We start from the raw sequence: 14,043 nt of genomic DNA on the forward strand, positions 1-14,043 counted from the left end.
CTCGACCGTACATCGAGAACCACATAGTGGACGCGAACAATCTTGGCCCCTCATAGCTGCCTTACAACGTTTATGAGAGTGGTGATTATCAAGTTATCGGCTTATTAGTACCGGTCAGCTCCATGGGTCTTTAGTCCCCACTTCCACATCCGGCCTATCAACCCAGTAGTCTAGCTGGGAGCCTCTCGCCCGAAGGCATGGAAATCTCATCTTGAGGCCGGCTTCCCGCTTAGATGCTTTCAGCGGTTATCCATCCCGAACGTAGCTAATCAGCGGTGCTCCTGGCGGAACAACTGACACACCAGAGGTTCGTCCAACCCGGTCCTCTCGTACTAGGGTCAGATCCTCTCAAATTTCCTACGCGCGCAGCGGATAGGGACCGAACTGTCTCACGACGTTCTAAACCCAGCTCGCGTACCGCTTTAATGGGCGAACAGCCCAACCCTTGGGACCTACTCCAGCCCCAGGATGCGACGAGCCGACATCGAGGTGCCAAACCATGCCGTCGATATGGACTCTTGGGCAAGATCAGCCTGTTATCCCCGAGGTACCTTTTATCCGTTGAGCGACAGCGCTTCCACAAGCCACTGCCGGATCACTAGTCCCGACTTTCGTCCCTGCTCGACTTGTCAGTCTCACAGTCAAGCTCCCTTGTGCACTTACACTCGACACCTGATTGCCAACCAGGTTGAGGGAACCTTTGGGCGCCTCCGTTACTTTTTGGGAGGCAACCGCCCCAGTTAAACTACCCACCAGGCACTGTCCCTGAACCGGATTACGGTTCTAAGTTAGATATCCAGAGTGACCAGAGTGGTATTTCAACATTGACTCCACCGACACTGGCGTGCCGGCTTCAAAGTCTCCCACCTATCCTACACAAGCCACACCGAACACCAATACCAAGCTGTAGTAAAGGTCACGGGGTCTTTCCGTCCTGCTGCGCGTAACGAGCATCTTTACTCGTAGTGCAATTTCGCCGAGTTCGCGGTTGAGACAGCTGGGAAGTCGTTACGCCATTCGTGCAGGTCGGAACTTACCCGACAAGGAATTTCGCTACCTTAGGATGGTTATAGTTACCACCGCCGTTTACTGGGGCTTAAATTCTGAGCTTCGCCGAAGCTAACCCTTCCTCTTAACCTTCCAGCACCGGGCAGGCGTCAGTCCGTATACATCGTCTTGCGACTTGGCACGGACCTGTGTTTTTAGTAAACAGTCGCTTCCCACTGGTCTCTGCGGCCTTCAAACGCTCCAGGAGTAAATCCCTTCACGCCTCAGGCCCCCCTTCTCCCGAAGTTACGGGGGCATTTTGCCGAGTTCCTTAACCACGATTCTCTCGATCTCCTTGGTATTCTCTACCTGACCACCTGAGTCGGTTTGGGGTACGGGCGGCTGGAACCTCGCGTCGATGCTTTTCTTGGCAGCATAGGATCACCCATTTCGTCAATGAAGACTACGCATCGTGCCTGGGCCTATATGAGAGACGGATTTGCCTATCTCTCGGCTTACACACTTACACCGGGACAACCATCGCCCGGCTGGGCTACCTTCCTGCGTCACACCTGTTAATACGCTAGCCGCACCAGCATGGGGTCGAGCGTTAGGCCCGGACCTTCACCCCGAAGGGATCCGTGTCCAGGATTAGGACTCTTAGCACCACTGGATTAGCTTGGGCGGTTCTTCGCCGGTACGGGAATATCAACCCGTTGTCCATCGACTACGCCTGTCGGCCTCGCCTTAGGTCCCGACTTACCCAGGGCGGATTAGCCTGGCCCTGGAACCCTTGGTCTTTCGGAGGACGGGTTTCTCACCCGTCTTTCGCTACTCATGCCTGCATTCTCACTCGTGTGGCGTCCACGGCTGGTTCACACCGCCGCTTCACTCGCCACACGACGCTCTCCTACCCATCAACACGGCTGGACCACGAAGGCCTACCAATAATGTCAATGCCACAACTTCGGTGGCGTGCTTGAGCCCCGTTACATTGTCGGCGCGGAATCACTTGACCAGTGAGCTATTACGCACTCTTTCAAGGGTGGCTGCTTCTAAGCCAACCTCCTGGTTGTCTGTGCAACTCCACATCCTTTCCCACTTAGCACGCGCTTAGGGACCTTAGTTGGTGGTCTGGGTTGTTTCCCTCTCGACGATGAAGCTTATCCCCCACCGTCTCACTGCTGCGCTCTCACTTACCGGCATTCGGAGTTTGGCTGACGTCAGTAACCTTTTGGGGCCCATCGGCCATCCAGTAGCTCTACCTCCGGCAAGAAACACGCAACGCTGCACCTAAATGCATTTCGGAGAGAACCAGCTATCACGAAGTTTGATTGGCCTTTCACCCCTATCCACAGCTCATCCCCTCAGTTTTCAACCTAAGTGGGTTCGGTCCTCCACGACGTCTTACCGTCGCTTCAACCTGGCCATGGATAGATCACTTCGCTTCGGGTCTAGGACATGCGACTGAATCGCCCTATTCAGACTCGCTTTCGCTACGGCTACCCCTCACGGGTTAACCTCGCCACATATCGCTAACTCGCAGGCTCATTCTTCAAAAGGCACGCTGTCACCCCTACAAGGAGGCTCCAACGGTTTGTAAGCAAACGGTTTCAGGTACTATTTCACTCCCCTCCCGGGGTACTTTTCACCTTTCCCTCACGGTACTTGTCCGCTATCGGTCATCTGGGAGTATTTAGGCTTATCAGGTGGTCCTGACAGATTCACACGGGATTTCTCGGGCCCCGTGCTACTTGGGATACTCTTCGCGCCATTGGACCATTTCGGCTACGGGGTTGGCACCCTCTATGACTGGCCTTTCAATACCATTCGCCTATGATCCTTTGTAACGCTTGCAGTTCGGCAGAAGCTGCTGAAAAGTCCCGCAACCCCGACCATGCAACGCCTGCCGGCTATCACACATGATCGGTTTAGCCTCTTCCGGGTTCGCTCGCCACTACTAACGGAATCGCTTTTGCTTTCTCTTCCTGTGGGTACTGAGATGTTTCACTTCCCCACGTTCCCTCTACCCGCCCTATATATTCAGGCGGGAGTCACTGGGTCACCCAAAGGGCCCAGCGGGGTTTCCCCATTCGGAAATCCTCGGATCAAAGTTCGCTTATCAACTCCCCGAGGCTTATCGCAGATTGCTACGTCCTTCTTCGGCTCCAGATGCCAAGGCATCCACCGTTTGCTCTTAGAAACTTGAAATCACATGAGTTTTAGAATCGATCGACTCATCCGAAGATGAGCAGATTGACCAATGATCTAATAAATCAGATCATCTTTGTGATCCGAACCCGAAGGTTCGAATCTAAGATGCTCGCGTCCACTGTGTAGTTCTCAAAGTACGGGCGGTACCTTCTCCGCCGGCCGAGTTATGACCGACAAGAAAAGGTCCAGAGGTTCGGGTTCTCATCCGATCGGATGAGGTCCGGTCCCTCAGGACCCAACAGCGTGCATGTGCGAAGCTTCGCAGTCCGAACCGTTCCTATCCCGAGGGATGTACTGGGTTCGAGCCGTTCGGCTCCGCACCAATGTCAATGTTCCACCCATGAGCTACCGGCTGAGACGTTCGCTCAGATCCGGCGCCTGGACACCCGAGGGTGCCAGTTGCTCCTTAGAAAGGAGGTGATCCAGCCGCACCTTCCGGTACGGCTACCTTGTTACGACTTAGTCCTAATCACCGATCCCACCTTCGACGGCTCCCTCCACAAGGGTTGGGCCACCGGCTTCGGGTGTTACCGACTTTCATGACTTGACGGGCGGTGTGTACAAGGCCCGGGAACGTATTCACCGCAGCGTTGCTGATCTGCGATTACTAGCGACTCCGACTTCATGAGGTCGAGTTGCAGACCTCAATCCGAACTGAGACCGGCTTTTTGGGATTCGCTCCACCTTACGGTATTGCAGCCCTTTGTACCGGCCATTGTAGCATGCGTGAAGCCCAAGACATAAGGGGCATGATGATTTGACGTCATCCCCACCTTCCTCCGAGTTGACCCCGGCAGTCTCCTATGAGTTCCCACCATTACGTGCTGGCAACATAGAACGAGGGTTGCGCTCGTTGCGGGACTTAACCCAACATCTCACGACACGAGCTGACGACAACCATGCACCACCTGTTTACGAGTGTCCAAAGAGTTGACCATTTCTGGCCCGTTCTCGTATATGTCAAGCCTTGGTAAGGTTCTTCGCGTTGCATCGAATTAATCCGCATGCTCCGCCGCTTGTGCGGGCCCCCGTCAATTCCTTTGAGTTTTAGCCTTGCGGCCGTACTCCCCAGGCGGGGCGCTTAATGCGTTAGCTGCGACACGGAAACCGTGGAATGGTCCCCACATCTAGCGCCCAACGTTTACGGCGTGGACTACCAGGGTATCTAATCCTGTTCGCTCCCCACGCTTTCGCTCCTCAGCGTCAGTTACGGCCCAGAGAACTGCCTTCGCCATCGGTGTTCCTCCTGATATCTGCGCATTCCACCGCTACACCAGGAATTCCATTCTCCCCTACCGCACTCTAGTCTGCCCGTACCCACTGCAGGCCCGAGGTTGAGCCTCGGGTTTTCACAGCAGACGCGACAGACCGCCTACGAGCTCTTTACGCCCAATAATTCCGGACAACGCTCGCACCCTACGTATTACCGCGGCTGCTGGCACGTAGTTAGCCGGTGCTTTTTCTGCAGGTACCGTCACTTTCGCTTCTTCCCTACTAAAAGAGGTTTACAACCCGAAGGCCGTCATCCCTCACGCGGCGTTGCTGCATCAGGCTTGCGCCCATTGTGCAATATTCCCCACTGCTGCCTCCCGTAGGAGTCTGGGCCGTGTCTCAGTCCCAGTGTGGCCGGTCACCCTCTCAGGCCGGCTACCCGTCGTAGGCTTGGTGGGCCGTTACCTCACCAACTACCTGATAGGCCGCGAGTCCATCCTTGACCGAAGTTCTTTCCACGTACAGGAGATGCCTCCGTACGTCATATCCGGTATTAGCTTCCGTTTCCGGAGGTTATCCCAGAGTCAAGGGCAGGTTACTCACGTGTTACTCACCCGTTCGCCACTAATCCCCTAGAGCAAGCTCCAGGTTCATCGTTCGACTTGCATGTGTTAAGCACGCCGCCAGCGTTCGTCCTGAGCCAGGATCAAACTCTCCGTAAAATGTTTAGCTCCACGATCGCAAGCGACCGGGAAACATAGTGCAGGCTTGGACCGGAAATAGGTCCGCGCACTGCGAGTTTGTCTTGACTAGTTTCGAATATCTACTGACATTCTGTTTCTAATCCAAAGGAATCTCGCATCGACCACTAGACTAGGTCTAGACAGTCAATGCCGAGGTTGTTTGGCATTTGACATTGTGCACGCTGTTGAGTTCTCAAGGATCGGACGCTCTCGCCTTCCAGCCTGTCGGCTTTCTCTGCGAGGCAACTTCTCTACCTTACCACTCTCAGTCAGTTTGTCAAGTCGGCGTTTCGTGTTCCTCGTTGGCCCGATATGTGGTGGGCACAACCGATCACACGATCCGAACCGGTTAGACCTGCTCAGTGAGTGGGTGTTAATCCTAAGCGCAGCAACCGAACTAATTCAAGTTCAGGTTTGCCGCTAGGCTAAGGATTTGGTCCCGCTTGAGGCCGGGGAGCTCTTCCGCTCTCCCGCACCTTTGGGGTGACAAGTAAGTACTTTACGCAGGCCTCCGTGGACGTGCAAATTCGACCTGCGGCCCGGGCGTGTCGCGCTTGACATCCCCGGAATTCCGCGGATCTCTCCTCCGGGAGGCCGCATCCCCCGCCGAAACGCCAGAACCCCCTCGGGAGCCGAAGCTCCGAGGGGGTTCTGTTCAGACGGGCGGATCGTCTCGGGTCACAGCCCCGAGTAAGCGTGCAGTCCGTGGAAGAACACGTTGACGATCCCGAAGTTGAAGAGCACGGCGGCGAATCCGATGATCGCGAGCCACGCTGACCGCGAGCCCCGCCATCCCCGGGTGGCACGGGCGTGGATGTAGCCGGCGTAGATCACCCAGATGATGAACGTCCAGACTTCCTTGGTGTCCCATCCCCAGTACCGGCCCCATGCCTTCTCCGCCCAGATCGCTCCGGCGATGAGGGTGAAGGTCCAGGCGATGAAGCCGACGATGTTGATCCGGTAGGCGAGGTTCTCGAGAGCCACCGAACTCGGGAGCGTCGCCAGGAAGCGGAACTGCTGCGGACGGGACTCGACAACCTGCCGTTCCCTCCGGTACTGCAGCAGCTGCAGTCCGGACAACGCGAACCCGAGGGCGAAGAACGCCGTGCCCAGCACGGCGACGATGATGTGGATGACGAGCCAGTACGACTGGAGCGCCGGCTGCAAGGGGACGACGGGCACGTAATACCGCAGCAGGGCGATCCCCTGCAGGACGAGCACCAGACCCAGCACGAACGTTCCGACGTACGCGATCGGCCACTTGAGGTTGGCGATGAGGAACACTCCGATGATGACGAGTGTGCCCGTCATCGAGAACTCCCACATGTTGGCCCACGGCACACGCGCGGCAGCGATCCCCCGGAGCACGACCGCGACCAGGTGGAACGCGAAGCCGACGATGGTGAGCGCGAACGCCCATCGCATCGAGAGGGAATTCGCGGATCCCGCGACGAGGTCGTCCTCGACCCGGCTGCTGATGCGCGAGGACAACCGGCCGAGCGCGGAGGACGGCTCGGGCGGAGCGTCACTCGGTCCGCCGCCGATCACGGTCGTCGCGCCCGCTCCCACCGGAGCGGCGACTTCCGCCCTGCGCGCCACCGCGCTCGGGACCACCGCCGCCTCGACCGCCGTCGCCCGCGCCCCGCGGCGCGCGAGATCGAGGGCGAAGGCGATGAACGCCGCCGCGTAGAGTCCCATCGCCGCGTACAGGAACACGGTCGACAGCTGAGCGAGTGTCTCGGTCACGATGCAAGCCTATGTCTTCGGGGAGCCCGCCAGGGCTCGGGAGTGCTGATCGGCGACCGCGGTCACGGCCGCCAGGAGGTTCGGGTCCTCTCCGCGGGCGAGTCCCGCGTACTCGAGGGTCAGGGAGCCGTCGGGGTTCTCCACCGCCTTGACCCACAGCCGTCGCCGAGGGACGAACAGCGAGGTGAGCAGGCCGGCGAGGATGAGGATGGCGAAGACGAGCACCCAGATCTGGGCGGGATCGTGGTGGACCTCCAGCGTCGCGAACCGCTTGACGCCGTCGAGGGAGATCGTGCCGAGCCCGTTCGGGAGCTCCACCGTCTGCCCGGGCTTCAGTTGCAGGGCCTTCGTCTTGGTCGGCGGTCCGGCGAGCTGCTCGAGGGTGTCCGTGTTCAGGCTGTAGACGGACTGCGGGACACCGTCGTCGACGCCGAGATCGCCCGCGTACACGTTCAAGCTCAGGACGGGATCGTTCAGCCCGGGGAACTTCGACGCCAGCGCGCCGCCCCCGGTCGAGCTCTCCGTGACCGTCGGATAGAAGAACCCGATCATCCCGACCTGCTGCTTCAAGCCGTCCGGCACCTTGACGAACCCCAGGGACGTCAGGTTCGGGTCCGCCTGAGGGATGAACGGGACGGAGTCGTTGAAGACGACCTTGCCCGCCGGGTCCTTCACCGTGATCGTCGGTGCGTAGCCGTTGCCAAGGAGGTACACGTTCGTCCCGCCGATGGCGAGCGGCTCGTTGACCTTGATCGTGGTGTCGGAGGACGCATCCCCCGGGCCCGTCGTCTTCACGTGCGCCGTGTAGTCGAGCGGCGTGCCGATCGCATCCCGGTTCTTGGTCTCGTACGCGACATCCAGCTTGTCCACCCCGATGGAGAACGGCACGAGCGATGCGTCGTTGAAGAACCGGCCGGGATTGAACGAGTTGTACGAGGGCAGGCTGTTCACGAAGCTCTGGCCTTCGACCACGATCTTCTGGCCGGTGTAGCCGAAGCCGCCGCCGACGCCGATCGCGAGCAGAACTCCGAGCAGGGCGATGTGGAACACCAGGTTGCCCGTCTCGCGCAGGTAGCCGCGCTCCGCGGAGACGGAGGTCGACCGCGCGTCCTGGTACAAGGCGACGCGGTAGCGATTCGCCTTGAGCACATCCCGGGCGGTGAGGATCGGGTCCGGGGCGTCGGGGCGGAGCGCCGCCGGGAGGATGCGGGCCTGGAACCCGGACATGCGCGTGAGGCGCACCGGCGTGCGCGGCGGCTTGGCGCGCATCGCCTCGAAGTGGTGGCGCGTGCGCGGGATGATGCACCCGATCAGGGAGGCGAAGAGCAGCAGGTAGATCGCCGAGAACCACACGGAGGTGTAGACGTCGAAGAACTGCAGCTTGTCGAGCACGGGCGCGAGCGACGGGTTCTCGCTGAAGTACTTGGTGACGCCGTTCGGGTCCGAGCTCCGCTGCGGGACGAGGGACCCGGGGACGGCGGCGATGGCGAGCAGCAGCAGCAGGAACAGCGCCGTGCGCATGCTGGTGAGCTGACGCCAGAACCAGCGGATCCACCCGGTCGGGCCCAGCTTCGGCTGGACGACCTCCGGGTCCTCCCGCTGGGGAGGCGCGTCGATGTGATCAGAGGGCCGGCTCAAAACCTTGGATCACCGCCAAGAACTGGGACATGAGTTCGCTCCACAGGCCGGTCACCATCAAGACTCCGATGGCCACGAGCAGAACGCCTCCGATGATGTTGATGACACGGATGTGCCGCTTGATGAAGGCGACGGACCCCGCCACCCAGTCGAACCCGAGGGCCACGAGGAGGAACGGGATGCCGAGGCCGATGCAGTAGAAGAGCCCAAGCAGGGCGCCGCGCCAGGGCGAACCGCTTCCGACGCTCAGCGCGCTGATGGCGGCGAGCGTCGGCCCGATGCACGGCGTCCATCCCAACCCGAAGACGATGCCGAGGAGGGGGGCGCCGATCAGTCCGGTGGCCGGGCGCCACGAGGGCTTGATGGTCCGCTGCAGGAACGAGAACTGGCCGATGAACACCAGACCCATGACGATCACGAGGGCTCCGAGCACCCGGACCACGACATCCTGCCAGCGCACCAGCCAGTAGCCGAGCGCTCCGAACGCGGCCCCGTAGGCGACGAACACGATGGCGAACCCGAGGACGAACAGGGCGACACCCGTCAGCACGCGGGAGCGGTCGCGCTTGGCCCCCGGGTCGCTCATCCCGCCGACGTAGGCGAGGTACCCCGGCACCAGGGGCAGGACGCACGGAGACGCGAACGACACGAGCCCGGCGAGGAGCGCGATCGGCAGCGCCAGCAGGAGCTGACCGCTGAAGACGATCTGACCGACGTCGCCCACGTCAGTTCTCGGCCACGGCGTCGGAGATGAGCGTGTCGAGGATGCTCTTGCCGGGGATCGCTCCGAGGATGCGCGCGGCGACGCGGCCCTCCTTGTCGACGACCAGCGTCGTCGGGGTGGCCTTCGGCGGGACGGTCTTGCTGAATGCGAGAAGGACGGATCCGGTGTCGCGGTCCAGGACGGACGGGTACGTGACGCCCTTCTCCTTCTCGAAGCTCTCGGCCGTCTGCGCGGAGTCGTACAGGTTGACGCCCAGGAAGGCGACGCCCTCGGACTTGTACTTGTTGCTGAGCGATTCGAGGTCCGGCGCCTCCACCCGGCACGGCGGACAGCCGGCGTACCAGAAGTTGACGACGAGGACCTTGCCCGCGTAGTCGGCGGAGGACACCGTGCTTCCGTCCTGCAGTGTGCCGGTGAACGACACCGCATCCCCCCGGTTGCCCGCGGCGAACTCGCTGACCGTTCCATCGCCGGCGATGTAGTTCTGGCCGTTGCCGGAGCGGTACTGGTTCGCGAGGCTGTCGTTCGCCGTGCAGCCGGAGAGTGCGAGCGCTGTCGCCGCAGCGAGGGCGGCGGCAGGCAGGAGGATGCGGGAGCGGAGGCGGGACACGGAGGTCACACGGCCCCCACATCGGTTGCGGCGGACTGGAGGCTCGCGGCGGGCTCGACGTAGCCGACCTCGACCAGACGCTGGGCTTCGGGGGTGCGGCCGGGATGGGCGGGAGGCTCGGCCTGGTCGGTCGGGACCTCCGAGTCGGTGTTCACCCGCTCGAACGTGGTGATGCTGGAGAGCGCGCAGCGGCGCTTGCGCGGATCGTGCGCGTAGCGCTCTCCCGCGACGGAGAGGTGAGCGACCCAGATCGGCAGCTGGTGGCTGACGAGGACGACATCGCCCGACTCGACCGAGTCGAACGCGTCGTGGATGGCGGCCATCATGCGGCGCTCGGTGCTCGTGTACGCCTCACCCCAGCTCGGGCGAAGCGGATTCACCAGGTACGGCCAGTACGCCGGATTGCGCACGGCGCGCTTCATGCGCGTGCCCTCGAAGCGGTTGGTCGGCTCGATGATGCGCTCGTCGATGACGGGCTCCAGGCCGAACTCCGCCGCGATGGGAGCCGCGGACTCGCGCGTGCGCTGCAGCGGCGAGACGCGGAGTGCGCTGACCGGCCGCGACCGCTCGCGCAGGTCGTCTGCTGCGGCCTGTGCCATGCGATGGCCGAGTTTGGAGAGGCCGAAGCCCGGCAGCCTGCCGTACAGGATGCCGTCGGGATTGAACACCTCGCCATGACGGACGAGGTGAACCTGGCTCGCTACCACCGCTCCAGTCTACGGAGGGGGTTCCCTTGAATTCACTGAGCGCCCGCGCGGCACGTCCGGCCGGAACCGTCCCCAGGCTGAGAGGGCTCGCACTTCTCCACAGATTCCCACGACCGGCCCGGCCTGAGAGGGGCTCTTCGTAGCGTCGACTCATGGCCGACGACGAAGAAGAGGACGTGGCACTTGCGAACATCCCGAACCACGACCGCCCCCGCGAGCGAATGCGGCGACTGGGCGTCGGATCCCTCACAGACGACGAGGTGCTCGCCCTCGTGCTGGGGTCCGGGCAGACCGGGCGCAGCGTCCTCGCACTGGCGCGATCGGTGCTCCGCAGGACCGGTGGCTTTCCCGGGCTGGCCACGATGGACTTCGCCCGACTCGAACGACTACCGGGAGTCGGGCCGGCGACCGCGGGCCGACTCGTCGCGATCATCGAGATCTGGCGTCGCGCCGGGGCGTCGTCCACGTGGACCAGGCTCACCGACCACAAGGCCGTCGCCGATGTGGTCCGGCCCGAGCTCCTCCACCGCGACTCGGAACGCTTCGTGGTCGTCGTCGCCGATCGTGCGTCGCGTCCGCTCGAGCTGGTGCTCCTGCAGGACGGCGGCGTGGATGAGACGAGCGTTCAGCCGGCCGACGTCCTTCAGGCGGTGCTCACCCGCGGCGGCCGGTCGTTCGCGGTCGCGCACAACCATCCGTCCGGAGTGCTCGACGCATCCGTCGCCGACCTCATGCTCACCCGCCGGCTCGACCAGTCCGCGGCGACACTCGGCCTCCGCTTCCTGGGGCACGTGCTGGTGGCGGGCGACAGCTGGACGGCTCTGCCCACCGCTGGCTCGGGCGCTACGGCGTCAGGCGGGTCGGCCCACGGAAGAGGTAGGTCGTCTCGCGCAGGTTCGAGAGGTGCAGCATGAGCATCAGCACGCGCGCAAGGCCCATGCCGAAGCCGCCGTGGGGCGGGATACCGTACCGGAAGAAGGCCAGCACATCCTCGAGCTCCTCGACGGAGAGACCCTTCTCGACCGCCTGCTTCTCGAGGATGTCGACGCGATGCTCGCGCTGAGCCCCCGTCGAGATCTCGACGCCGTTGAAGATCAGGTCGTAGCTGCGGGTGATCGACGGGTCCTCGGGATGACGCATGTGGTAGTACGGCCGGATGCTGGCGGCGTAGTCCGTCAGGAAGACGAACTCGTGGCCGTAGGTCTCCTTGACGTAGGCCGAGATCTGGCGCTCGCCCTCCGGGTCCATGTCGTCGTCCTCGCGCTGCACCTCGTAACCGCGCTCGGCGACGATGCGCTTCGCCTCGGCCAGCGGGATGCGCGGGAACGGCGTCGACGGCACGGTGATCTCGACGCCGAACAGGCGCTCGATCTCCTCGCCGTGCTTCTCCTTGACGGCGGTGAAGCCGGCGACCAGGAGGTCCTCGTGCACCTTCATGACGTCTTCGTGGCTGTCGATCCAGCTGATCTCGGTGTCGACGCTGGTGAACTCGGTGGCGTGACGGCTGGTGAAGCTGGGGTCGGCACGGAACGCCGGGCCGATCTCGAACACACGGCCGAAGCCGGCGGCCTGCGCCATCTGCTTGAAGATCTGGGGGCTCTGCGCCAGGTAGGCGGTGGTCTCGAAGTACGGAAGCTCGAACAGCTCGGCGCGCGACTCGGAGGCGGAGGCCATCAGCTTGGGCGTGTGGATCTCGACGAAGCCGTTCTCCACCCAGTACTGGCGGAGGGCGTGCTCGAAGGTCGTCTGCACGCGGAAGATGAGGTTGTGGCGCGGCTCGCGCAGGTCGAGGAAGCGCCAGTCCATGCGCTTGTCGATGCCGCTGTCGGCGGCGATCGGGGTCTCCGGGATGGCGGCCGTCTCGACCTCGAGGGAGGTCAGTTTGATCTCGATGCCACCGAGCTTGACGCGCTCGTCGTGCTTCAGCTCGCCCGTGGCCCGCACGAAGCTGCCCTGCGAGAGAGCGGAGATGGTGGTCGCGGGCTCATCGGCGATCACCAGGCCGTCGTCGCCGACGGTCCGCGGGTTGACCAGCTGGACGGCTCCCGACTCGTCGCGCAGAACCACGAACTGCACCTTCTTCTGGTCGCGGACGGTCTCGACCCATCCGGCGACGCTCACGGGGCCGTCGGGGAGGGCGGCCAGGTCCTTGATCAAAACGCGTGCAGTCACGAGCCCCAAGCCTACCGGTGCGCCCGTCGTGCGCGGTGTGACAATGGGAGGACCAGGCACGAAGGAGTAGCCCATGAGCACCGACGAGGTCGTCATCCTGTCCGCCGCGCGCACGCCGCTGGGGAAGATCAAGGGGGCACTCGCCTCACTGAGCGCGGTGCAGCTGGGGACGATCGCCGTGAAGCAAGCGCTCGACCGGTCGGGCGTCGGGGCGGACGCCGTCGACACCGTCCTCTTCGGTCAGGTGCTTCAGGCGGGAGCCGGACAGAATCCGGCCCGTCAGACGGCGATCGGCGCGGGGATCGGGTGGGACGTGCCCGCAACCACGATCAACAAGGTGTGCCTGTCGGGCCTCGCGGCCGTGATCGACGCTGCGCGGCTGATCCGAACAGGCGAGGCGACCGTGGTCGTGGCGGGAGGGCAGGAGTCGATGACGAATGCGCCGCACATCCTGCCCGGCTCACGGCTCGGCTGGAGCTACGGCTCCATCCAGGCGCTCGACTCGGCGGCGCACGACGGGCTGACGGACGCGTTCGACGGGATCTCGATGGGTGCCTCCACCGAGAGCTACACGGAGAAGCTCGGGCTGACGCGGGAGGCGCAGGACGACTTCGCGGCGCGATCCCACCAGCGCGCGGGAGCGGCAGCAGCAAGCGGGGTCTTCGACGACGAGATCGCGCCGGTGACCATCCCGCAGCGGAAAGGCGAACCGCTCGTCGTGCGGACGGACGAGGGGGTGCGACCCGACTCGACGGCCGAGACGCTCTCGCGACTGCGGCCGAGCTTCGCGGAGAGCGGGACGCTGACGGCGGGCAACTCCTCGCCCCTGAGCGACGGGGCGGCGGCGCTGGTGCTGACCAGCCGCGAGAACGCGGAGCGGCTCGGGCTGCCCTGGCTCGCGCTGGTGGGGGCGAGCGGACAGGTCGCCGGGCCGGACAATTCGCTGCACTCGCAGCCGTCGCGGGCGATCGACGCAGCACTCCGGCGGACCGACTGGAGCGCGGCGGACCTCGACCTGGTCGAGATCAACGAGGCCTTCGCAGCGGTAGCACTGCAGTCGATGGCAGACCTGGGTCTCGATCCGGACAGGGTGAACATCCACGGCGGCGCGATCGCCGTGGGGCATCCGATCGGCGCGTCCGGCGCGCGGCTCGCGGGCCACGCGGCGCACGAGCTGGCGCGGCGAGGCTCCGGGCGAGCTGCGGTCGCACTGTGCGGCGGTGGCGGACAGGGAGACGCCCTCCTGCTCTACCGCTGATCCGGTGGTGCCGACGAGCGCTGCGGGCCGCG

At 63.2% G+C, this 14,043-nt stretch carries 8 protein-coding genes and 2 rRNA genes; 2 read left to right on the forward strand and 8 right to left on the reverse strand.

Going from position 1 to position 14,043, the window contains the following annotated elements; all coding sequences use genetic code 11:
- Positions 1-84 precede the first annotated feature (84 nt).
- The 7 genes from BLW09_RS17200 to BLW09_RS17230 all read right to left on the reverse strand — a co-directional run bounded on the left by BLW09_RS17200 (position 85) and on the right by BLW09_RS17230 (position 10,581).
- Positions 85-3,198, reverse strand: a 23S ribosomal RNA gene (locus BLW09_RS17200).
- Between the two features lie 413 nt (positions 3,199-3,611).
- Positions 3,612-5,135: ribosomal RNA gene (locus BLW09_RS17205) — 16S ribosomal RNA — on the reverse strand.
- The 16S and 23S rRNA genes sit together here, the layout of an rRNA operon.
- Before the next feature lie 699 nt (positions 5,136-5,834).
- A complete protein-coding gene (ccsB, locus tag BLW09_RS17210; protein WP_172824247.1) occupies positions 5,835-6,902 on the reverse strand; it encodes a c-type cytochrome biogenesis protein CcsB in 1,068 nt (355 codons plus the stop codon).
- 9 nt (positions 6,903-6,911) lie between these two features.
- The gene (gene resB / locus BLW09_RS17215) at positions 6,912-8,540 is read right to left on the reverse strand and encodes a cytochrome c biogenesis protein ResB (RefSeq protein WP_089915607.1); all 1,629 of its coding nucleotides are present in this window, start codon (positions 8,538-8,540) and stop codon (positions 6,912-6,914) included.
- Positions 8,524-9,264 (reverse strand): cytochrome c biogenesis CcdA family protein, encoded by a 741-nt coding sequence (locus tag BLW09_RS17220; protein ID WP_020076057.1) that lies wholly within the window; start codon positions 9,262-9,264, stop codon positions 8,524-8,526. Before BLW09_RS17220 ends, resB begins: the two co-directional genes overlap by 17 nt.
- Before the next feature lies 1 nt (position 9,265).
- Positions 9,266-9,883, reverse strand: a complete 618-nt coding sequence (locus BLW09_RS17225) for a TlpA disulfide reductase family protein (protein WP_089915610.1) — start codon at positions 9,881-9,883, stop codon at positions 9,266-9,268.
- Positions 9,880-10,581, reverse strand: a complete 702-nt coding sequence (locus BLW09_RS17230; protein WP_089915613.1) for a histidine phosphatase family protein — start codon at positions 10,579-10,581, stop codon at positions 9,880-9,882. Before BLW09_RS17230 ends, BLW09_RS17225 begins: the two co-directional genes overlap by 4 nt.
- Before the next feature lie 152 nt (positions 10,582-10,733).
- Between BLW09_RS17230 and BLW09_RS17235 the strand changes: the two genes are divergently transcribed.
- Positions 10,734-11,495: a JAB domain-containing protein gene (locus tag BLW09_RS17235; RefSeq protein WP_089915616.1), complete on the forward strand. Its 762-nt coding sequence runs from the start codon at positions 10,734-10,736 to the stop codon at positions 11,493-11,495.
- Here BLW09_RS17235 and aspS read toward each other — a convergent pair.
- Entirely contained in the window at positions 11,425-12,753 is a 1,329-nt protein-coding gene (aspS, locus tag BLW09_RS17240) for an aspartate--tRNA(Asn) ligase (protein ID WP_197682033.1), read from the reverse strand. The two genes, BLW09_RS17235 and aspS, sit on opposite strands and share 71 nt — an antisense overlap.
- A 73-nt stretch (positions 12,754-12,826) precedes the next feature.
- Here aspS and BLW09_RS17245 point away from each other — a divergent pair, with 73 nt between their 5' ends.
- Entirely contained in the window at positions 12,827-14,011 is a 1,185-nt protein-coding gene (locus tag BLW09_RS17245; RefSeq protein WP_089915622.1) for an acetyl-CoA C-acetyltransferase, read from the forward strand.
- Positions 14,012-14,043: the final 32 nt, after the last annotated feature.

This window comes from Leifsonia sp. 21MFCrub1.1 (genome assembly GCF_900107895.1).
GTDB lineage: Bacteria > Actinomycetota > Actinomycetes > Actinomycetales > Microbacteriaceae > Leifsonia > Leifsonia soli.